Annotated in this window: 16 protein-coding genes; 12 read left to right on the forward strand and 4 right to left on the reverse strand. The window is 75.2% G+C overall.

All coding sequences use genetic code 11. The features are described 5' to 3' along the window. Positions 1 to 155: 155 nt before the first annotated feature. Entirely contained in the window at positions 156 to 1,145 is a 990-nt protein-coding gene (locus tag ACIQWA_RS38920) for a ferritin-like domain-containing protein (RefSeq protein WP_402491367.1), read from the reverse strand. A gap of 292 nt (positions 1,146 to 1,437) precedes the next feature. On the opposite strand from ACIQWA_RS38920, the gene rimP reads away from it, so the two are divergent. From rimP to ACIQWA_RS38970, 10 genes are all read left to right on the forward strand, one after another. After that, a complete protein-coding gene (gene rimP / locus ACIQWA_RS38925) occupies positions 1,438 to 1,977 on the forward strand; it encodes a ribosome maturation factor RimP (protein WP_360244071.1) in 540 nt (179 codons plus the stop codon). Positions 1,978 to 2,030: 53 nt separating this feature from the next. Then, positions 2,031 to 3,035 (forward strand): transcription termination factor NusA, encoded by a 1,005-nt coding sequence (gene nusA / locus ACIQWA_RS38930; protein WP_402491370.1) that lies wholly within the window; start codon positions 2,031 to 2,033, stop codon positions 3,033 to 3,035. A 124-nt stretch (positions 3,036 to 3,159) separates the two neighbouring features. Next, entirely contained in the window at positions 3,160 to 3,420 is a 261-nt protein-coding gene (locus tag ACIQWA_RS38935) for a YlxR family protein (RefSeq protein WP_402491373.1), read from the forward strand. Between the two features lie 211 nt (positions 3,421 to 3,631). Beyond that, positions 3,632 to 6,778 carry a translation initiation factor IF-2 gene (gene infB / locus ACIQWA_RS38940; RefSeq protein ID WP_402491375.1) on the forward strand — a complete coding sequence of 1,049 codons (3,147 nt, stop codon included), beginning with the start codon at positions 3,632 to 3,634 and terminating at the stop codon, positions 6,776 to 6,778. 136 nt (positions 6,779 to 6,914) lie between these two features. Beyond that, complete coding sequence (locus ACIQWA_RS38945; RefSeq protein ID WP_030311386.1) at positions 6,915 to 7,211, forward strand: DUF503 domain-containing protein; 297 nt, start codon at positions 6,915 to 6,917, stop codon at positions 7,209 to 7,211. Positions 7,212 to 7,364: 153 nt separating this feature from the next. Further along, positions 7,365 to 7,805, forward strand: coding sequence for a 30S ribosome-binding factor RbfA (gene rbfA / locus ACIQWA_RS38950; RefSeq protein ID WP_360244059.1), 441 nt, complete (start codon positions 7,365 to 7,367; stop codon positions 7,803 to 7,805). Positions 7,806 to 7,807: 2 nt separating this feature from the next. After that, positions 7,808 to 8,911, forward strand: coding sequence for a DHH family phosphoesterase (locus tag ACIQWA_RS38955; RefSeq protein ID WP_360244056.1), 1,104 nt, complete (start codon positions 7,808 to 7,810; stop codon positions 8,909 to 8,911). Between the two features lie 44 nt (positions 8,912 to 8,955). After that, positions 8,956 to 9,885 carry a tRNA pseudouridine(55) synthase TruB gene (truB, locus tag ACIQWA_RS38960; RefSeq protein WP_402491380.1) on the forward strand — a complete coding sequence of 310 codons (930 nt, stop codon included), beginning with the start codon at positions 8,956 to 8,958 and terminating at the stop codon, positions 9,883 to 9,885. A 239-nt stretch (positions 9,886 to 10,124) separates the two neighbouring features. Beyond that, a complete protein-coding gene (locus tag ACIQWA_RS38965; protein ID WP_402491383.1) occupies positions 10,125 to 13,748 on the forward strand; it encodes a serine protease in 3,624 nt (1,207 codons plus the stop codon). A 64-nt stretch (positions 13,749 to 13,812) separates the two neighbouring features. Further along, the gene (locus ACIQWA_RS38970; RefSeq protein ID WP_360244047.1) at positions 13,813 to 14,754 is read left to right on the forward strand and encodes a bifunctional riboflavin kinase/FAD synthetase; all 942 of its coding nucleotides are present in this window, start codon (positions 13,813 to 13,815) and stop codon (positions 14,752 to 14,754) included. 85 nt (positions 14,755 to 14,839) lie between these two features. On the opposite strand, the gene ACIQWA_RS38975 is transcribed toward ACIQWA_RS38970, so the two are convergent. From ACIQWA_RS38975 to eccE, 3 genes are all read right to left on the reverse strand, one after another. Then, positions 14,840 to 17,095: a MinD/ParA family protein gene (locus tag ACIQWA_RS38975; RefSeq protein ID WP_402491387.1), complete on the reverse strand. Its 2,256-nt coding sequence runs from the start codon at positions 17,093 to 17,095 to the stop codon at positions 14,840 to 14,842. 130 nt (positions 17,096 to 17,225) lie between these two features. Continuing rightward, positions 17,226 to 17,993 carry a hypothetical protein gene (locus tag ACIQWA_RS38980; protein WP_360244041.1) on the reverse strand — a complete coding sequence of 256 codons (768 nt, stop codon included), beginning with the start codon at positions 17,991 to 17,993 and terminating at the stop codon, positions 17,226 to 17,228. Then, complete coding sequence (eccE, locus tag ACIQWA_RS38985; protein ID WP_402491390.1) at positions 17,993 to 19,252, reverse strand: type VII secretion protein EccE; 1,260 nt, start codon at positions 19,250 to 19,252, stop codon at positions 17,993 to 17,995. The genes ACIQWA_RS38980 and eccE overlap by 1 nt, the downstream gene beginning before the upstream one ends. A 355-nt stretch (positions 19,253 to 19,607) precedes the next feature. Between eccE and ACIQWA_RS38990 the strand changes: the two genes are divergently transcribed. Next, a complete protein-coding gene (locus ACIQWA_RS38990; RefSeq protein WP_402491393.1) occupies positions 19,608 to 21,371 on the forward strand; it encodes a type VII secretion protein EccB in 1,764 nt (587 codons plus the stop codon). 184 nt (positions 21,372 to 21,555) lie between these two features. Then, on the forward strand, positions 21,556 to 21,858 hold the full coding sequence (locus tag ACIQWA_RS38995) for a WXG100 family type VII secretion target (RefSeq protein WP_360244032.1): 303 nt from the start codon (positions 21,556 to 21,558) through the stop codon (positions 21,856 to 21,858). The last annotated feature ends 66 nt before the right edge of the window (positions 21,859 to 21,924 follow it).

Below are 21,924 nucleotides of genomic sequence, written 5' to 3' on the forward strand. Positions count from 1 at the left end.
GGGCGCCGTTGGCGGTCTGAAAATCACCCGTCACGCCCCCTTCCGCACCCACCCCCTCCACCGCCCCCTCCCGCAGCGCGTCCCTCTCGCCTGGGGCGGGTGGGGGGTGGGGGGTGGTGGGGGTGGGTGGGTTGGTGCGGGGTGCGGGGTGTGGGTCAGGTTTGGGTGGGGGTGGGGAGGGGGGTGGGGATGCCGGGGAAGGGGGTGTCGGGGGCGCCCCAGCGGTGGGCGCGGAGGGTGCAGTCGCGGAGGGCGGTGGCTGCGGTGGGGCGGTGGGGGGTGGGGAGGTCGGCGACCAGGTCGGCGTAGACGGTGGTGAGGCTGGTTTCCAGGTGGGCGGCGAGGTGGGTGGCGGTGGTGGGGTCGGTGACGGGGAAGGGGAGGCGGTAGCCGGCGGCGGCGGGGGCGGGGGTGGCGCCGAGGGTGGTGATGAGGCGTTGCCAGGCGTCGCGCTGGGACTGGTGGGCGGCGTAGGCGGTGCGGGCGTCGGTGCGTTGCTGGTCGTCGGGGAGGTGGGCGCCGACGACGCCGTAGCCGTAGACGGCGGCGTGTTCGGCGCTCAGGGCCTTCTGGAGGGCGGGGAGGGCTGTTCCGGGGGTGGGGGTGTTGCTCGGGGTGGGGGTGGGGGTGCTGCTCGGGGTGGGCTGGTCGGTGGGGGCGCCGAGGGCCGTGGCGTGCAGGGCGTTGGCGGCGGACACCGAGGCGAGCAGGCGGGCGAGGGGTGGGCGGGCGGTGGTGAGGTCGGCGAGGTGGGATTGGGCGGTTTGGTGTTCCAGGGTGGCGAGAGTGGGAGGGGTGGGAGCGGTGGGTGGGGTGGGTGGGGTGGGTGGGGTGGGTGGGGTGGTGGTGCTGGTGCTGGGGGGTATGGAGGTGGGCGGCAGGCCTTGGGCGAGGGCGGCGCGGTGTTGGGCGGTTTCGGCGCGGAGGGTCTGTAGCAGGGGGGTGCGGTCGCCGGGGGTGGTGAGGAGGGTGTCGTAGGCGGCCAGCAGGGTGTCGGTGGCGGCGACGGCGCGTAGGCGGACGGGGTGGTCGGGGTCCGGGCCGGAGTTGTCGGGGGTGGGGGGTGTGGCTCCCTCGGTGGTGCAGGCGGCGGTCAGGGTGATCAGTCCGAGGGCCAGGAAGGTCCGTCGGCTGGGCGGCTGCATCGGGGTCACTCCGGAGCGGGTACGGGAGGACGGCCTCCCCGCCTGCCCTCGTTGGGCTGAATCTTCGCAGAACCCCCATGATTGCGGGGGTTCGGTGCGGTGGGCGGGGTGGTGTGAGCTTGCTCGCAGTGGGTGGCGTGCGACCGGTCGGGGGAGGTCCGGAATCGGTGGTTCGTGGCTTCACCGGCTAGGCTTTGGGCCGAGCTGCCGTGACCCGGTGTGCGCCCCGTGGGGCGCGGAGGGCGCGGGGCGACCTCTGACAACAGCAGACGCGGCCGAGGAGTCCACCCGGATGAGCACCACCCACACCGACCGGCTGCGCGCGTTGCTGGAGCCGCTGGCCGCCCAGGCCGGACTGGACCTGGAGGACGTCAAGGTCACCAAGGCGGGCAGCCGCCGACAGGTGCAGATCGACGTCGACACCGACGGCGGCGTGGACATGGACGCCATCGCCGAGTTCAGCCGGGTGGTCGGCGAGGCCCTGGACGCCTCGGACGTCATGGGGGACGAGCCCTACCTGCTGGAGGTCGGTTCGCCGGGTGCGGAGCGCCCGCTCGAACTGCCCCGGCACTGGCAGCGCGCGGAGGGGCGGCTCGCCAAGATCCACCTGGTCGACGGCGGGGAGCTGGTCGCCCGGGTGCTGGAGGCGGACGAGGACGGCGCGCTGGTCGAGGTGCAGCCGGTGAAGGGGCGCGGCCGTCCCAAGGAGCGCCGTCTGGAGTACGTCGAGGTGGCGCGGGCCCGGGTCCAGGTCGAGTTCAACCGCAAGGACGACGAGCAGCTCCTGGACGAGGCCGCCGACTTCGACGAGGGGGACGACGGCGCCGAGTGATCCGGCCGCCGTACGACCATCATGAACGTGACGAAAGACGAGGAGGCGTAGCCGTGGACATCGACATGAGTGCCCTGCGCACGCTGGTCAACGAGAAGAACATCCCCTTCGACCTGCTGGTCGAGTCCATCGAGTCCGCCCTCCTCACCGCGTACCACCGCACCGAGGGCTCGCGCCGTCGCGCCCGGGTGCACCTGGACCGCAAGAGCGGCCACGTCACCGTGTGGGCCATGGAGGACCCGGCGGAGCTGGAGGAGGGTGTCGAGCCGAAGGAGTTCGACGACACCCCGAACGGCTTCGGCCGGATCGCGTCCAGCATCGGCATCCAGGTGATGATGCAGCGCCTGCGCGACGCCGCCGACGACCAGACCTTCGGCGAGTACGCGGGCAAGGAGGGCGACATCGTCACCGGTGTCGTCCAGCAGGGCAACGACCCGAAGAACGTGCTGGTCGACATCGGCAAGCTGGAGGCCATCCTGCCGCCGCAGGAGCAGGTCCCGGGCGAGGACTACCGGCACGGCACCCGGCTCAAGTGCTACGTCGTCGCGGTGCGCCGCGGTGTCCGCGGGCCGTCGGTGACGCTGTCGCGCACCCACCCCAGCCTGGTGAAGAAGCTGTTCGCGCTGGAGGTCCCGGAGATCGCGGACGGCAGCGTGGAGATCGCCGCGATCGCCCGTGAGGCCGGCCACCGCACCAAGATCGCGGTCTGGTCGCGCCGGGCCGGGCTGAACGCCAAGGGCGCCTGCATCGGTCCGATGGGCTCCCGGGTGCGCGCCGTGATGGGCGAGCTGCACGGCGAGAAGATCGACATCGTGGACTGGTCCGAGGACCCGCGCGAGATGGTCGCCGCCGCGCTGTCCCCCGCGCGGGTGACCAGCGTGGAGATCGTGGACGCCGCCCAGCGTTCCGCGCGGGTGATCGTGCCGGACTACCAGCTGTCCCTGGCGATCGGCAAGGAGGGGCAGAACGCCCGTCTGGCCGCCCGTCTCACGGGCTGGCGGATCGACATCCGGCCGGACACCGAGGGCCAGGCCGAGGAATCCGAAGACCGGTCGTGAGTGTTGTTGCTGTCGTCCCCGTCGGTCCTCCTGGATCTTCGGGGCGGCGCCATGTCCCTTCGGAGGGGTAGACTTGCCTTCGTCTGGCCGGACGCATGTCCGAGCACGCCCGGAACGCACCTGCGTGGGCTGCCGCAAGCGAGCGGCCAAGCACCAGCTGTTGCGTGTCACGGCGGTCGAGGGCGTCTGCGTCCCTGATCCCCGTGGCGCACTGCCGGGCCGGGGCGCTCACCTGCACCTCGACCCGGCCTGCCTCGACCTCGCGGTCCGCCGTCGGGCGTTCCCCCGGGCCTTCCGGCTCCAGGGATCGCTCGACACGGAGCGGCTCCGCGGGTTCATCGAGGAGCGGGCGGGCGGAGCCTCCCAGGCGGGCCGCCTCCCGTGACGGCCGTCGCTCACCGCGGCGGAGAACCACCGCAACAAGCACAGCGCTCGGGCAGCCGCGCGCCGTGCCACCAGTCAGGTACCTCGCGATGTGGAAGTAGGTCGAGATTGCGATGAGCACTCGATGAGTACGCGATGAGTACGCGATGGGTACGCCCATGAAGTAGCGACAGTCCGGCGGACGAGACCCCCGGACTCAAGACAGGAGTGAAGTGGCTAAGGTCCGGGTTTATGAACTCGCCAAGGAGCTTGGCTTGGAGAGCAAGGCCGTCATGGCCAAGCTCACCGAGCTCGGTGAGTTCGTCCGTTCGGCGTCCTCGACGATCGAGGCGCCGGTCGTGCGCAAGTTGACTGACGCGCTTGGTGTGGCCCCCACTGGTGGTGGCGCTGCCAAGCCTGGCCCGCGGAAGCCCGCGGCGCCCCAGCCCGCGGCAGGTGCCGCGGGTGCACCCAAGCCGGGTGCCCCGGCCCCGGGTCCGCGGCCTGCCGCGACCCCGGGTCCCCGTCCGACCCCGGCCGCCGCGGCTCCCGCCGCCCCGGCCGCCCCCGCGGCTCCGGCCGCTCCCGCCGCCGCCCGTCCGGGTGCGCCGACCCCGGGCCCGCGCCCGGCGGCGCGTCCCGCGACCCCGGCGGCTCCGGCCGCTCCCGCGGCCGAGTTCTCCTCGCCGGCTCCGGCCGGTGCCGACGCCCCGCGTCCGGCCTCCCAGGCCCCGCGCCCGAGCGGCCAGGCCTCCGGCGGCGCCCGTCCGGGCCCGCGTCCGGCCGGCCCGCGTCCGGGCAACAACCCGTTCACCTCGGGCAGTGCGACCGGCATGGCCCGCCCCGGCGACCGCCGTCCGGGCGCGCCGGGTGCCCGTCCGGGTGCTCCGGGTGCGCAGGGCGGCGACCGTCCGCGTCCCGGTGGCGACCGTCCGCGTCCGGCCGGTGCGCCGGGTGCCGGTGGCGCTCCCCGTCCGGGCGGCGACCGCCCGCGTCCGGGTGGTGCTCCCGGTGCTGACCGTGGCGCCCCGCGTCCCGGTGGCGACCGTCCGCGTCCGGGTGGTGCGCCGGGTGCCGGTGCCCCGCGTCCCGGTGGTGCCCCCCGTCCCGACGGCATGCCGCGTCCGGCCGGTCCGCGCCCCGGCGCCCCGAGCCCGTCGGGCATGCCGCGTCCGAACCCCGGCATGATGCCGCAGCGTCCGGCCGGCCCGCGTCCGGGCCCGGGTGGCCGTGGTCCGGGTGGCCCCGGCGGCCGTCCGGCCGGTCCCGGTGGCGGCGGCGCCCGTCCGGGCTTCCAGGGTCGTCCGGCCGGTCCGGGCTCGCGTCCGGCCGGTGGCGGCGGCTTCGGCGGTCCGCGTCCGGGTGGCGGCGCCCCCGGTGGTGGCGGCGGCTTCGGCCCCCGTCCCGGCGGCTTCGGCGGTCGTCCCGGTGGCCCGGGTGCCCGTGGTGGCACGCAGGGTGCCTTCGGTCGTGGCCCGGGCGGTCGCCCGGCTCGCGGTCGCAAGTCGAAGCGGGCGAAGCGCCAGGAGTACGAGGCCATGCAGGCCCCGTCCGTCGGCGGTGTGATGCTGCCTCGCGGCAACGGCCAGACCGTTCGCCTGTCGAGCGGCGCCTCGCTGATGGACTTCGCGGAGAAGATCAACGCCAACCCGGCCGCGCTCGTCTCCGTCATGTTCAACCTCGGTGAGATGGTCACCGCGACCCAGTCGGTCTCCGACGCCACGCTGCAGCTGCTGGCGGACGAGATGGGCTTCCAGCTGGAGATCGTCAGCCGGGACGACGAGGACCGCGAGCTGCTGGAGTCGTTCGACATCGACTTCGGTGCCAACGAGGGCGACGAGGACCAGCTGGCCCCGCGCCCGCCGGTCGTCACCGTCATGGGTCACGTCGACCACGGTAAGACCCGACTGCTGGACGCGATCCGCAAGTCCAACGTGGTGGCCGGCGAGGCCGGTGGCATCACCCAGCACATCGGTGCCTACCAGGTGGCGACGATGGTGAACGGCGAAGAGCGCCCGATCACCTTCCTCGACACCCCGGGTCACGAGGCGTTCTCCGCCATGCGTGCCCGTGGTGCCAAGTCCACCGACATCGCGATCCTGGTGGTCGCGGCCAACGACGGTGTCATGCCGCAGACGGTCGAGGCGCTCAACCACGCCAAGGCCGCCGGTGTGCCGATCGTGGTCGCCGTCAACAAGATCGACGTCGAGGGCGCCGACCCGACCAAGGTCCGCGGCCAGCTGACCGAGTTCGGCCTGGTGGCCGAGGAGTACGGCGGCGACACCATGTTCGTCGACATCTCCGCGCGCCAGGGTCTGAACATCGACCAGCTGCTGGAGGCCGTGGTCCTGACCGCGGACGCCTCGCTCGACCTGCGGGCCAACCCGCACCAGGACGCGCAGGGTATTGCGATCGAAGCCCACCTGGACAAGGGCCGCGGCGCCATGGCGACCGTCCTGGTCCAGCGCGGTACCCTCCGCGTCGGTGACTCGATCGTCGTGGGCGACGCCTACGGCCGCGTCCGCGCCATGCTGGACGAGAACGGCAACAGCCTCGCCGAGGCCGGCCCGTCCCGCCCGGTGCTGCTGCTCGGTCTGACCTCGGTGCCCCGCGCCGGCGACAGCTTCATCGTCGTCGACGAGGACCGCACCGCCCGCCAGATCGCCGAGAAGCGCTCGGCCCGCGACCGCAACGCCGCCTTCGCGCAGCGTCGGGTCCGGGTGTCCCTGGAGGACCTGGACAAGGCCATCGCCGCCGGCTCCATCGAGCAGCTCAACCTCATCATCAAGGGTGACGTCTCCGGTTCGGTCGAGGCCCTCGAGGACGCCCTCGTCAAGCTGGACGTGGGCGAGGAGGTCGAGCTCCGGGTGCTGCACCGCGGCGTCGGTGCGATCACCGAGTCCGACGTCGACCTGGCGATGGGCTCGGACGCCATCATCATCGGCTTCAACGTGCGCGCCGAAGGCCGTGCGCGCGCCGCGGCCGACAAGGAAGGCGTGGACGTCCGGTACTACTCGGTCATCTACCAGGCGATCGAGGAGATCGAGAACGCCCTCAAGGGCATGCTCAAGCCGGAGTACGAGGAGGTGCGCCTCGGCGCCGCGGAGATCCGCGAGGTCTTCCGCTCCTCCAAGTTCGGCAACATCGCCGGTGTCCTGGTCCGCGACGGCATCATCCGCCGCAACGCCAAGGCCCGCCTGCTGCGCGACGGCAAGGTCGTGGCGGAGAGCCTCACCATCGAGGGTCTGCGCCGCTTCAAGGACGACGCGACCGAGGTCCGCGAGGGCTTCGAGGCCGGTGTCACCCTGGGGTCGTTCAACGACATCAAGGTCGAGGACATCATCGAGACCTACGAGATGCGCGAGAAGCCGCGCGCCTAGTCGGTGTCAACCGGGGCCGGTCGACGGGTGGTATTTCCGTCGACCGGCCCCGGTCTCGCTGTGTAGGGTCCTGGGGTGTCGGCCGGTTCCGCGCCGACGCCCCCGAGGCCTTCCAGGTCGGCGAGACCTGTCATACATGTTCGTGGGAACACTCACCTTCGACCTGCTGCTGGGCGACGTCCACTCGCTCAAGGAGAAGCGTTCGATCGTGCGGCCGATCGTGGCCGAACTGCAGCGCAAGTACAGCGTGTGCGCTGCCGAGACCGGGAACCAGGACCTGCACCGCCGGGCCGAGATCGGCCTCGCGGTGGTCGCCGGCGAAGCCGGGTACGTCACCGAGGTCCTGGACAGCTGTGAGCGGTTGGTCGCCGGCCGCCCCGAGGTGCAACTCCTCTCCGCGAGGAGGCGCTACCACAACGACGACGACGAATGAGGACCGTGGAGCCGGCCGACGGAAGTCGCCGTTCTCACACGGATCAGGACCGAGAGCGCCCGCAAGGCCGGGCGCGGGCCGGTACTTTGGGGCGTGGGCCCCGACGGGTGCGCAGCTCTCCCGGGTACCGGGCCCATTGCACGAGGAGGCAACGTGACCGACACCGCTAGGGCGCGCAAGCTCGCCGACCGCATCCAGGTGGTCGTCGCCCAGACCCTGGAGCGGCGGATCAAGGACCCGCGACTGGGGTTCGTGACCATCACCGACACCCGGGTGACCGGCGACCTGCGCGAGGCCACCGTCTTCTACACCGTCTTCGGTGACGACACCGACCGCGAGGCCACCGCGGCCGCGCTGGAGAGCGCCAAGGGCGTGATCCGCTCCGAGGTCGGCAAGATCGGGGTGCGCTTCACCCCGACGCTGACCTTCGTCGCGGACGCGCTGCCGGACAACGCCCGGAACATCGACGACCTGCTCGACCGGGCCAAGGCCATCGACGCGGCGGTGCGCACCACCGCCGCGGGCGCGACCTACGCCGGTGACGCGGACCCGTACAAGGTCCCGGCGTCCGAGCGTGACGACGAGGACGAGTAGACATGGCGGGTGAGTCGGCGCAGGCCGCCTCGCGAGCCGGATCGACCACGGGGGCGTCCTCCACCAGCACGGTGGAGGGTGCCCTCGCGGCGCTCCCCGGCCCGCGCGCCGAGGAGAGCGGCTTCGAGCTGATCTGGCAGCAGGTGGTGGCCGAGATCGGACGGGCCCGCTCGATCGACCTGATCTGCCACATCTGCCCGGACGGCGACGCGCTGGGCTCCTCGCTGGCGGCGGCCCTGGCGCTGCGCGCGCTCGGCAAGCAGGTGCGGGTCTCCTTCGGCGACGACCCGCAGATCGTGCCCGAGTCGCTGGCCTTCCTGCCCGGCCAGGAGCTGATCGTGCCGGCCTCCGAGGTGCCGGACGTCCCCGAGCTGGTGCTCTGCTTCGACGTCGCCGCGCAGAGCCGGCTGGGGCTGCTGCACGACAAGGCGTTCGCCGCACCCGTCCTGGTGGTGTTCGACCACCACGCCTCCAACCCGGGCTTCGGCACCCACCAGCTGATCGACCCGACCGCGCCGGCCACCGCCGTCCTGGTGGACGAACTGCTGCGCCGGCTCGGCGTCGAGCTCGACCAGGAGCTGGCCACCTGCCTGTACACCGGGGTCGCCACCGACACCGGCTCCTTCAAGTACCGGGCGACCACGCCCGCCACCCACGAACTCGCCGGGCGGCTGCTGGCCACCGGCATCCGGCACGACCTGATCTCCCGGCAGCTGTGGGACACCTCCTCCTTCGGCTACCTCAAGGTGCTCGCGGCCGCCCTGGACCGGGCCGTCTACGAGCCGGAGGCGGCGGACGGGCTGGGCCTGGTGTGGACCTGGGTGCCCTACCAGGACCTGGCGCTGTTCAGCGTCACCGTCGAGGAGATCGAGGGGCTGATCGACATCCTGCGCCGGCCGGCCGAGGCCGAGGTGGCCCTGGTGCTCAAGCAGGACCCGGACGGCACGCTGCGCGGCTCCTCCCGCTCCAAGGGCGCGGTGGACGTCGCCGCGGCCTGTGGTGAACTGGGCGGCGGCGGGCACGTCTTCGCGGCCGGCTTCTCCGCCCGGGAGGACGTCGCCGCGGTGGTCGAGCGGTTCCGGGGCGCGCTGCGGCCCCTCCACTGACCTTCCCGTAGAGCAACTTCCGCACGTTCCAGAGAAAGAACCCGATGAAGCGCAAAGGCACCGGCCCGGACGGCCTGGTGATCGTCGACAAGCCCGAGGGCATCACCTCCCACGGGGTCGTCGCCAAGCTGCGGTGGCTGGCCGGGACCAGGAAGGTCGGGCACGCCGGCACGCTGGACCCGATGGCCACCGGCGTGCTGGTGATCGGCGTCGAGCGGGCCACCCGGCTGCTCGGCCACCTGATGCTGACCGCCAAGACCTACGAGGCGACCGTCCGGCTCGGCCAGACCACCGTCACCGACGACCGCGAGGGCGAGGTCACCGCCTCGGTCCCGGCGGACGGCGTCACCCGGGAGGCGATCGACGCCGGGATCGCGGCGCTCACCGGCGAGATCATGCAGGTGCCGTCCAAGGTCAGCGCGATCAAGATCGACGGCAAGCGCTCGTACGCGCGGGTGCGCGAGGGCGAGGACTTCGAGCTCGCCGCCCGGCCCACCACCATCCACTCCTTCACCGTGCACGAGCAGCGCGCGGCGGTCGCCGAGGACGGCACGCCGGTGATCGACCTGGACGTGACCGTGGAGTGCTCCTCCGGCACCTACATCCGGGCGCTGGCCCGCGACCTGGGCGCCGGGCTGGGCGTCGGCGGGCACCTGACGGCGCTGCGCCGCACCAAGGTCGGGCCGTACGGGGTGGAGTCGGCGCGCACCCTGGAGCAGCTGGAGGAGTCGGTCACCGGCGAGTCCGCGAGCGGGCTGGAGGTGCTGCCGATCGGGGAGGCGGCGGCGGCCGCTTTCCCGCGCTGGGACCTGGACGAGGACTCCGCGGAGAAGCTGTCGCACGGCTCCCGGCTGAAGGCGCCCGGGCTGGGCGTGGACGGGCCGATCGCGGTGTTCGGGCCGGACGGGCGCTTCCTCGCGCTGGTCGAGGAGAAGGGCGGCCAGGCGAAGCCGGTCGCGGTGTTCGTCGGCTGAGGCGGCCCTCCGTCGTACCGCAACCCCCGTCGGGAGCCCTCCCGGCGGGGGTTGCGCGTTCCCGTCCGGGGGTCCCCCGGCGGGGTCCTTCACCCCAACGGGGGGCGTCACCCGCACGGGGGAGCGCGCGAGGTGAACCGCCGTGGTGAACGGCGCGGGCGCGGTCGGGGCGCCCCCGCGGGGGGCAGGCTCCGGGCGGCGAGCGGGCGACGGGCCCGCTCGACGGGTGAGGGGGCTCCATGCCGGCGTGTGCGGAGGGCGATCCGGGGCGGTACCTGCTGCGGATCCGCGACCTCGACGGGCGGCTGCACGGCTTGGGGTTCGCCGCCGACCCGCAGGGCTGGGTGCTCACCGCGCACGAGGCCGTGGCGGGCCTGGACCGGCTGGTGCTGCACACCCCCGGCGGACAGACCAGGGTGCTCGGCACCGACGCGGTGCTGCCGCTGCCCGAGCACGGGCTCGCACTGCTGCGCACCGACGCGGTCGGCGGGCTCCCCGTCCCGCCGCTGCCGGTGGCCGCGCTGGGCGCCGGGCACGAGGTGCTGCTGCCCGCCCTGACCGGCGAGGACGGCCGGGCGGTGGTGCTGCGCTGCGGACTGCTGGGCGTCGGCGGCGCGGCATACGGCGGGCACCTGCTGGCGGGGGTGCCGGTGCTGGACGTGCCCGCGGTGGCCGGGGTCGTGGTGCCGGCCGGCTCACCGGTGCTGGACGCCCGCAGCGGCGCGGTGGTGGCGCTGGCCGCGCCCGCCCTGCGCGGACCGCAGCACGGGGGAGCGCAGTACGGGGGAGCGCCGTATGGGGGAGCGCCGTACGGCGGCGCGCTGTGGGCGGTGCCCGCCGGGGGCGGCGCGGTGGTCGCGCCGGCGCTGGCCGAACTGCTGGCGCGCAACGCGGCGACGGTGCCCGGGTACGGCCCCGCGCTGAACCTGGCCGGGGTGCTGCGGCTGACCGGCGCCCAGCTGGCGGCCGCCGGGGCCGGGCCGGGCCGGGTGGCCGGACTGGCCGCCGACCGGGTGGACCGGCCGGACGGCCTGGCCGGGGACGAGCCGGCGGCGACCGTCACCGCCCTGGTCGGCGCCCCCGGCAGCGGCCGCTCCACCGAACTCGCCGCACTGGCCGCCCGCCGCAGCGACGGCGCCCGGCCGCTGCCCACCCTCTGGCTGCGCGGCGCCGACCTGCGCGCCGAGGACCGCTCGCTCGCCGAGGCGGTGGAACGGGCGCTGGCCGCCGCCGCGGCCGAGCTAGACACCCCGGCGCCCGCGCCCGAGCCGGTGGCGGCGCTGTGCGCGGCGGCCGGGCGCCCCCTGCTGGTCGTCCTGGACGGCCCCGAGGAGGCCCCGGCCGAACTGGACCCGCGCTGGCTGCGCGGCGCCGGGCAGTGGCTCACCGGCTGCGGGGCACGGCTGCTCACCGCCTGCGGCGAGGAGCTCTGGGAACGGCTGGCTTCCGAGCCCTGGGGCAGCGGCGCCGGTGGCGTGCCCCGCCCGGCCGAACCGGGCCCGGACGGCGACCTGGCCAGCGCCCCCACCGTCCGGATGGACGGCGGCGGGCCCGGCACCCCGACCCTGGCCGGGCACCGGCTGGGCCCGCTGCCCGCCGAGGCGGCCGAGCGGGTGCGCCGCCGCTACGGGCTGCCGCCCGGCCGCCCGGCCGCCGCCGAGGACGCCCGGCACCCGCTGGCCGTCCGGCTGGCCGGCGAGCTGTGGGCGCACGGCCTGCACGACGGGCCGGCGCTGCGCGGCGAACTGTTCGGCGCCCACCTGGACCTGCTCTGCCTGCGGGTCGCCCAGCGGTTGGCCGAGGACGTCCGGCCGCGCCGCCCGGGCGCCCACCGCCGGGGCGCCGCCCGGCCCGCCGGAGCGCGCCGGGGCCGGGTGCGGCGGCTCGCGGCGGCGGTGGCCGGGCGGGTGCACGAGGCGGCCCGGCGGATGCTCGGCGAGGAGCCGGGCGCGCTCGGCCGGGAGGCCTTCCAGGAACTGTTCCCGGTCGACGGCGGCTGGGCCACGGCGGTCCTCGCCGAGGGGCTGTTCGTCCCCGCCGGGCCCGGCTTCCGCTTCGCCCACGGGGAGTTCGCCGACTGGCTGCAGGGCCGGCACCTGGACCTGGACGCGGCGCTGCGGATACTGCTCGGCGAGGCCGAGGACACCCCGCCCGGACCGCAGGGCCCCGCACCGGCCGTCCCCCGGCACCGGATCGGCCCGGTCGCCGCCGCGCTGCGCCGGGTCGCCGAGACCTGGGGCGCGACCGCCCTGGACCCGTGGCTGCACCGGATCTGGCGTGCGCTGGACCTGCGCCCGCCCGGCAGCGAACCCGCCTGGTGGGCGGCCCGGTTGCTCACCGCCGGACTCGCCGCCAGCCCCGACCCGGCCGAACACCTGGCGCTGCTCGACCAGTTGGCCCGTCGGACGGCCGAACGGGCGGCCACCGTAGGCGGTTGGGCGGCGCTCGACGGGCTGAACCGCTTCGACCCCGCGTTCTGGACCGGTCTCGGCCTGCCCGTCGAGGCCGAACTCGCCCTGCTGCGCCGCCTGGTGGCCGCCGACGGCCCGGGCCAGCAGTTCCTCGCGGCGGCGGCCGAACGGCGGCGCGCCGACCCGGTCGCGGTGTTCCCGCTGCTCTGCGCCTGGTTCGACGACCCGGCCGGCCTGCCGGGCCGCCCGGGCCGCACGGTGGCGGACCTCGCCCACGAGCTGCTGTACGCCCACCGCCGCGCCGCCCTGGACGAGTTGGCCGACGCGCTGGCCGACGCCGCGCACCCGCGGGCGGACGCGCTGCTCACCGTGCTCGCCGCCGAGGAGCCGTCCGCGCTCTGTCGCGCGGTGGACCGCTGGAGCCACGACCGCCGCCCCGAACGGCACGTCGCGGCCGCCGTGCACGCGCTGCGGACCGCCCCGTACGCGAGCGGTGCCGGGGCCGAACTGCTGCGCTTCACCGCGCTGACCCTGCTCGCCCGGGAGGACGAACCGGCCCTGCACGGCGCCGCGCTGGCCCTGCTGGTCGCCGACCCGGTGACCAGGGCCGGGCACCTGGACGCCGCGCTCGCCCGCCACCGCGCGGGCGGCGACGCCTTCCTGACCCCGCGCGCCCTCGCCCCGGCCCTGGAGAGCGACCCGGAGCCCGTGCTGGCCGCACTCGCCGACGCCCTGGCGGCGCCCGGCGCGGCCCCCGCCGAGACCCTGCGGGTGCTGGCCGACGCCCGCGCCCCGGTGGCCGCCCGGCGCAGCGCCGACCTGGCCGCCCGGCTGCTGCGCCGCCACCCGGCGCTGGCCGGGCCGGTCGCCGTCGACTACCTCGGCCGTCGGCTGGGGCGGGCCGCGATCGACGGGCCGGCCGCCCGGCTGGAGCTGCGGGTGCTGCTCGGCGGTGTGCTGGCCGCCCCCGAGGCGGCGGTCCGTACGCCCTTCGCCGAGGCGCTGTCCGTCCCGGTGGCGGACCCGGCGGCGGACGCGCTGCGCTGCGAGCTGCTGGACACCCTGCTCGCCACCGAGGCCGACCGGGCGGTGCTCACCGCGGCCGTGGAGCGCCTCGCCGAGCACTGCGCGGCCGAGAACCCGGCCCGGGCGCGCGCCGTGCTGGCCCGGGCGGTGCCGGGGCTGGCGGGTGCGGACGAGCTGCTGGTGCGCTGCGCGGGGCGTTCGGCGGCCTTCGCCCGGCTGCTCGCCCGGTGGCCGGCCGACGCCGCCCCGACCGCCCCGGACGGGCCCCGGCTGGCCCGGATGCGGGCCCTGGTGGCGGCCGGTCGGGACGCCCAGTACGCCGCCGCCGAGGCGGAGCGGACGGCGGCCGTGCGGGCCGTCCGCGCGCCGGTGCGCCCAACCCCCATTCCGGTGCCTGAGCCGGGGCAGGCGCATGGCACGCTATAGGGGTTCGGTTGTGAGCGTTTGAGCGTGCCGAGGGCACGCACCGTACGGAACAAGGAGCAGTCGGGTGCAGCGCTGGCGTGGCCTGGAGGAGATCCCCGGTGACTGGGGACGCAGCGTCGTCACCATCGGCTCGTTCGACGGGGTGCACCGCGGGCATCAGCTGATCATCGGGCGGGCCGTCGAGCGGGCCCGTGAACTCGGCCTCCCCTCGGTCGTGGTGACCTTCGACCCGCACCCGCGCGAGGTGATCCGCCCGGGCAGCCACCCGCCGCTGCTCGCGCCGCACCCGCGCCGGGCCGAGCTGATCGCCGAACTCGGCGTGGACGCGGTGCTGGTGCTGCCGTTCACCACCGAGTTCTCCCAGGAGTCCCCGGAGACCTTCGTCCGGCAGGTGCTGGTGGACGCGCTGCACGCCCGGGTGGTGATCGAGGGCCCCAACTTCCGCTTCGGGCACCGGGCCGCGGGGGACGTCGCGCTGCTCGCCGAGCTGGGCGGGGCGGACGACTTCGAGGTGGAGGTGGTGGACCTCCAGGTGTCCGGCACCGCCGGGGACGGCGAGCCGTTCTCCTCCAGCCTGACCCGCCGCCTGGTCGAGACCGGGGACATGGCCGGCGCCAACGAGGTGCTCGGCCGCCCGCACCGGGTCGAGGGCGTGGTGGTGCGCGGCGCGCAGCGCGGCCGTGAGCTCGGCTACCCGACCGCCAACGTGGAGACCGTGCCGCACAGCGCCGTCCCGGCCGACGGCGTGTACGCGGGCTGGCTGACCGCGGAGGGCGAGCGGATGCCGGCGGCGATCTCGGTCGGCACCAACCCGACCTTCGACGGCACCGCCCGTACCGTCGAGGCGTACGCCATCGACCGGGTCGGGCTGGACCTGTACGGGCTGCACGTGGCCGTGGACTTCCTGGCCTACCTGCGCGGGATGGAGAAGTTCGACTCCATCGAGGCACTGCTGGACCGGATGGCCGACGACGTCAAGCGCGCCCGGGAGCTGACCGAGGCCTGAGCCCGGCCCGGCCGCCGCTGCCGGGGAATGCCGAAGGGGCCCGCCGACTCGAAGTCGGCGGGCCCCTTCCGTTCGTCACTGCTCGTCACTGCGGGGGCGCCTGCGGCGGGTAGCCGTAGCCGGGGCCCGGCTGGGGGGCACCGGGCTGCTGCGGCCACGGGGCTCCGGGGGCGGGCTGCTGGGGGTAGCCGTACCCGGGCGGGGGCGGCGGGGCCTGGCCGGGCTGCGGCGCCCACGGCGCCCCCGGGGCGGGCGGGGCGGGGTAGCCCTGCTGCTGGGGATCGGCGTACGGCTGCGGCGGGCCCGGCTGCTGGTGGCCCGCCTGCGCCTGCTGCTGCCAGCCGGCCTGCTGGGCGGCCGCGTGCTGGGCCCGGGCGATGTCCTCGCCGACCAGGGTGGCCAGCTCGAAGTACGCCTCGCGGACCTTGGGCCGCATCATGTCGAGGTTGACCTCGGCGCCGGCCGCCAGGCTCTCGTCGAAGGGCACCACGATGACGCCGCGGCAGCGGGTCTGGAAGTGCGCGACGATGTCCTCGACCTTGATCATCTTGCTGGTCTCGCGCACCCCCGAGACCACCGTGATGCTGCGCTGCACCAGGTCCGCGTAGCCGTGCGCGGAGAGCCAGTCCAGCGTGGTGGAGGCGCTGGAGGCGCCGTCCACGCTCGGGGTGGAGACGATGATCAGCTGGTCGGCGAGGTCCAGCACTCCGCGCATCGCGCTGTACAGCAGGCCGGTGCCGGAGTCGGTCAGGATGATCGGGTACTGGCGGCCCAGCACCTCGATGACCTGGCGGTAGTCCGAGTCGTTGAAGGTCGTCGACACGGCCGGGTCGACGTCGTTCGCCAGGATCTCCAGGCCCGAGTTGAGGTCCTGCGAGGTGAACTGACGGATGTCCATGTAGCTGCGCAGGTGCGGGATGGCCGTCACCAGGTCGCGGATGGTCGCGCCGGTCTGGCGCTTGACCCGGCGGCCCAGGGTGCCGGCGTCCGGGTTGGCGTCGATCGCGATCACCTTGTCCTGGCGCTCGCTGGCCAGGGTGGCGCCGAGCGCGGTGGTGGTCGTGGTCTTGCCGACGCCGCCCTTGAGGCTGATCACGGCGATCCGGTAGCAGCTCAGCACCGGGGTGCGGATGATCTCCAGCTTGCGGGCCTTCTCGGCCGCCGCGGCCTTGCCGCCGAACTGGAACCGCGGCTGCTGGCGCTGCTGCTTGGGCTGGCTGCGCAGCAGCCGGTCCGAGGACAGCTCGACGGCGGCGGTGTAGCCGAGCGGCGCCCCGTGGGCGGTCTGCTGCGGGGCGGCGGCCTGCTGGAACGCGGCGGGCGGCGGGGTGGCCGCGCCGCCCTGTGGCGGCCAGGGCTGGGCGGGGGCGGGCTGCTGCGGCTGGCCGGGCTGGCCGGGGTAGGGCTGCCCGGGGTAGGGCTGGGCGGCGGCCGGCTGCTGGTAGGCGCCGGGCTGCGGCCAGCCGCCCTGGCGCGGGTCCACCGGAGCGGGCGGCGCGGGCTGCGGCTGGACCGGCTGCGGCTGCGCGTGCTGCTCGGGCTGCCCGGGGTAGGGCTGGCCGGGCTGGGGCTGGGCGGCGGCCGACTGCTGGGCGGCCCAGGCGGCCTGCGGGTCCCAGCTCAGCTGCGGGTCAGCCGCCGGAGCGGTCGGGCCCTGGGGCGGTCCGGGCTGGGCCGGCTGCTGCTGCGCGAACTGCTGCGGCGGCACCGGCGGGCCGGGCTGGGCGGGCTGCGCGGACGGACCGGGCTGCGCGGGCGGTACGGGCTGCGCGGGCGGTACGGCCTGCGGCACCGGCGCGGCCGCCGGGTACGGCTGCGGCCCGCTCGACTGGGCCGGTGCCTCCGCAGCCGGCGGCCAGGGCTGGGCGGCGACCGGCGGCTGCGGCTGCTCCGGTGTCACGGCCGGGGCCGCCACCGGGAAGGGGACGTGCTGCGCCTCGGCCTGCACGGGCGCGACCGGCGGCACCGGGGCGGGGAGGGGCGCCTGCTCCGCCGCCGGGGCGGGCGCGGGCGCCGGCGGCGCGGCCGGGTCCGGTGCGGGAGCCGCGACCGGCTGGGGAGCAGGGGTGGGCTGGGGTGCCTCGGGCGTCTGCCCGGCCGTCGGCACCGGGGCCGGTGCGGGAGCGGCCGACTCCGGCGCCGCAGCCGCGGCCGTCGGAGCCCCGCCCGCCGGAGCCCCGGCCGCCGCGCCGTCAGCCCCCGGGCCCGGTGCGGCGGGCGCCGCCGCCGGGCCCGACTGCACGTACCAGGACGGGGGAGTGTAATCGGGCGCGTCGGACCAGTCGTCGTCGTCCTCCGCCGCGTTGTCGCCGACGTAGACGCCGTCCCGATCGCTGCTCACTAGGGCTCCCTCGTGTTCGCCGCCGCTTGCTCAGCGGTGCCGTTGCCGCAACAAAGACTAGGCCGTTCGGCTGCCCCTGTTGAAGGCGGCTTCGGTTCCGGACCGGGAACGACCGGCCCGGACGCGCCCCTCAGTCCATCCGGCGCGGGCCGCCGAGCACCTGCTGTTCGGCCTGGCCGGCCACCGTCCGGACGTACTGGCGCCGCATCCGGGTGGCCCACAGGGTGAGGTCGTCGCCGAGGCCGGGCAGCGCGGCCACGTCCTCCGGCGGCAGCGACAGCACCCGGCCGACCACCTCCGCCTCCTGGGGCATGATCCGCTGCACCCCGACCAGGTCGGCCGCGTTGAGCACCCGGGAGGCGTTCGGGCCGAGGTAGGGCAGCAGGGTCAGCGTGGTCTGCCAGGGCGCGGCGGAGAGCCGGGTGCGCGGCGGGCGGGCGCCGAGGTCGCGCACCACCAGGACGGGCGAGGCCACCGAGGCGCCCTGCGGGCCGAGCCGCCCGACCTGGTGCACCGTCACGCACGGCTGGCCGCCGCCGGCGGCCTGCGCCATCGGGCCCCAGAGCTGGCCGCGGGCGGTCTCCACCGCGACCCGGGCGCCGATCGCGGCCGCGCGCAGCGCGATCACCTGTGCCGTCCACACGCCGCCGACCAGCACCAGGTCGTACGCGCTGGGGCGGAACAGCCCGAGCACCGCCGGCAGGCCCTGCGGGTCGACGCCGATCACCACACCGTCGTCGCCGACCGGGAAGGCCAGCGCCGCCAGGTCGGCGGCCTCCAGCACGTGCTTCTCCCGGCGCGGTCCGCGCAGCCCGAAGCCGGGCAGGATCCGCGGGCGCGGCCGGCGCTGCTCGGTGCCGGGCGTCGGACCGGGGGCGGGGTAGGTCTGGTACGCCATCAGGACGCTCCTCCCAGCGGCAGGGTGGCGAGCATGCCGGGGGCCTGTTCGAGGTCGAGCCGGACCAGCCCGAGGCCGGCGCTCTGCGCCCGCGCCTCCAGCTGGCGGCCGATGTCGCCGACCTCGCCCTCGCTGCGCCCGGTCACCCGCAGGTGGCCGCTGACGGTGACCGAGCCGCCGGTGCCGTGCCCGGCGGTGAGGCTGAACGTGCTGGCCAGCGCGGGGGAGCCGGTGATCAGGTTGACCAGGTCCGGGGCGCCGATCCGGCCGGCCGCGCCGCCGGGGCGGGTCAGCTGCGGCCAGCGGGAGATCCAGTAGGTGCTGTGCCAGCGGTCGTCGATCCGCCAGAAGCGGTTGCCCTCCTGGGTGCGGCGGGTGGTGCCGCCGCCGCTGCCGGTGCCCTGGCGCCCGGCCACCGCGATCGGGTTGGCGCAGGTGGCGATGGCGAGGGCGGCGATCAGCTCGCGCTCGTCCAGCACGGTGGCTTTGAACCCTGCGCTGTTGAGCCGTCCGGCCAGCTGGTCGGTGACCCGCTGGAGGGCCTTGCGGGCGCCCTCCTTCCCGCCGCCGCGGGCCCGGACGGCGGTGGCCGCGCGCTCCGGGTCGAGCTTGAGGGCGACCCAGGTCAGCCGCAGGCCGGGGGTGGCGGTGCCGTCGGGCAGTTCGCGGTAGCCGCGGGCGGCCAGCGACTGCTCCGGCACGTGCTGGGCCGGGGCGGGCTGGGTGTGCTGGACCAGCTGCACCGACTCCAGGGCGATGTCGTCCACGGTGAGCGCCGAGCAGATCACGTCCAGCGGCAGCGGCAGCGCGGTGCGCACCGGGCGCAGCGGCTGGTCCTTGGCCTGGACGAGCAGCACCGAGCTGAGGAAGGTGCCGTCGCCGACCATGCCGGTCTCCCGGCGGACGGGGCGGCCGCCGAAGTCGGCCTCGGTGGCGTGGGTGCAGGTGCGCAGTGCCGGTTCCAGCTCCAGCGCGGGCGCCAGCGCCGGGTCGGTGCCGGGCGGCGGCAGCAGCGACTTCGCCTGCTTGCGGCGGGACTTGAGGGCCGAGCGGACCCGCAGCAGCTCCGGGATGGTGCGCCCGCGCAGCGGGACGACCGCCAGCACCAGCAGGACCAGCGAGACCGCGCCGAAGCCGGCCGCGACCGGGCGGCTGATCGTCCAGCCGACCGCGACCAGGGCGACCGCGACCTCGACCAGGACCAGCTGCTGGAGCTTCAACCGGCCGCCGAGCAGTCCGGGCCGGGGGTTGACGCGCACCTGGACGGGGCCGCCCTCGCCGCCCGTCGGCGGTCGTCCGGCCGCGGCCCCGGTGGGCGCGGCGCCGCGACGGGCCCGCCCGGACCGGTGCGACCTCCCGCCGCCCGCGCTCGCGCGGCGTTCTGGAGCGGTCTGGCTTGGCATCCCCCGATGGCCCTCTCTGATCCGTTGCCGCGGCCCGGCTGGCTGGTTCGCGGACCGTACCCGTACCGTACTCACCGTCTGCTGCCGCATCGTAGAGGGTTCGGGCCGGATCCCGCCCGGCGGGTGCGGACCACGGGCAGGTCGGGCCGACGGGAGGCCGGGCACCGCCGGCACGGCGCCGGCACACGTCTGACAGAGGGGGACGACGAGGATGGCATCGCGCCGGGACGAGCTCAACGCGTACACCTTCGCCCGCAAACGCACGGTGGGGGCGTTCCTGCTGCCCTCCGGCGGCGGCAGTGACGAGGACGCGCCGCGCCCGGTGAAGGCGGTGCTGCCGAGCGTGCTGGTGGGGGCCGTGGTGGTGGCCGGGTTCGGGCTCTGGGGGGTGTTCAAGCCCGCCGCCCCGCTGCAGTGGGACAGCGGCAAGAACATCATCCAGGGGAAGCAGTCGACCACCCGCTACGTGGTGCTGACCGACCCGGACGGCCGGACCAAGCGGTTGCACCAGGTGCTCAACATGTCCTCGGCGCGGCTGGTGCTGCCGGTCGACGCCAAGGTCGTGGTGGTGGACGACGGGGTGCTGGACCGCTACCCCAACCACGGCCCGACCATCGGGATCCCGTACGCCCCGGACAAGCTGCCGGGCAAGGACAACGCGAGCCAGCCGATGAAGTGGGCGGTCTGCGACCGTCCGGGGTCGGACGACAAGCGGGAGACCGTCAACCAGGCGGTGTTCGTGGCGGCCGGGGCGGACGCGGCGGCGCTGTCCGCGAAGGACCGGATGCTCGGCCCGGACCAGCTGATGCTGGTGCAGCAGGCCGACGACCAGCAGGTGTCGACCAGCTCGGCGGCGGGCCAGGCGGTGGCGAGCCTGTTCCTGGTCGACGCGCAGGGCCGCAAGCACGCGATCGGACCGAAGTCCGACGACAAGGAGCGCCGGGCGCTGGTCACCGCGGTCTTCGGGCCCAACGCGGTGCCGCAGCGGGTGAAGCGCGAGTGGCTGGACACCCTGGTGCCGGCGAGCCCGATCGTCTTCCCCGACGTCAAGGACATGGCGGACAGCCAGGGTCCCAACTCGAACGTGGCCCTGGGCAACGCGGCGGACCGCCGGATCGGCCGGCTGGTGCACTACCAGGACCGCAACTACGTGGTCGGCAAGGACGGCCTCTTCCTGATCACGCCGTTCCAGGCGGAGCTGATCCGGCAGAACCCGGCCTACCAGATGCTCTACAAGTACGACCAGGACAAGCGGCCGCGCAGCGACGAGATGACCCCGGACGACCAGTCCAGGTTCAACACGGACGTACGGCTGCCGAACACGCCGGACGACTGGCCGTTGAAGTCCGGTGCGCCGGTGAACAACTGGACGGACCGGCAGGACCCCCGCCAGGTGGTGTGCAGCACCTTCGACGGCATGGCCGAGGACGGCCGCACGCCCAGGCGCAGCGTCTGGGCCGGGACGTCCTATCCGGCGGCGTACAACAACGGCGCGGGCGCGGCCTACGTGACGCCCGGCCACGGGCTGTTCTACCGGGCGGTGGACAACGCGGCCGGTGCCGCCGCGACGGCCGCCGCCGGTGCGAACGGCAACGCCAACGCCAATGCCGGTGCGAACGCCAACGCGGGTGCGAACGGCAACGCCGGTGCGGCCGACGGCTCCGGCACCGACTTCCTGATCACCGAGACCGGCCTGCGCTACTCCGTCCCGGCCAACAGCGACGGCGGCCACGGCCCCAGCCCGTCGGCCACGCCCGGCGGTGCGCCGAAGGCGGCGACGCCGGCGCCGGGCGCCCAGAACCCCGGTCCGGGCGGCCAGCCGACCCAGAACCCGGACGACCAACCCGGCGGGAACCAGGCGCGGTTGGGCTACCAGAACGTCCAGCCGCTGCCGGTGCCCAAGGAGTGGTCGAACCTGGTCCCGGCCGGCCCGCCGCTGACCGCGAAGAGCGCCGCGCAGCCGCAGAACGCCTGATCGGCCAAGCCCGGCAACGGAATTGGCCCCAGTGTCATGGTCTGGTAACTAGTGGGCGCTCGATGTTGGGTGAGTTGCGTGTGCCGACTACAGTGCTGCTGGACATCACGACGGGTGATGCGACGGCGGGGCCCCGGGGGGCCCTACGTACACACAATGTTTGTCTCATGGGGGATGGTGGAGCATGAGTGACGGCCAGTTCACGGTGACCGCGCAGGAGATGATGGACTTCGCCGGGAAGATCGAGACGGCCATCGGCCAGATCGAGGCGGAGCGCAAGGCGCTCCAGACCACGGTCGACAACATCACCAGTGGCTGGAAGGGCCAGGCGGCGGACGCCTACAAGGTGCTGCAGAACCAGGTCAACACGGACGTCGACGAGCTGCGCAAGTCGCTGACCGCGATCAAGCACGCGATCGAGCTGACCACCAAGCACTACGCGAGCGCGGAAGAGGAGCAGAAGGCGCTGTTCGGCCCGCAGGGCTGAGCGTCGAAGAGCTGACCAGCACTCTGTTCCGACCGTCCGTTCGACGGGGCGCCCGCGGCTGAGCGC

Source organism: Kitasatospora sp. NPDC098652 (assembly GCF_044760155.1).
In the GTDB taxonomy this organism is placed as follows: domain Bacteria; phylum Actinomycetota; class Actinomycetes; order Streptomycetales; family Streptomycetaceae; genus Kitasatospora.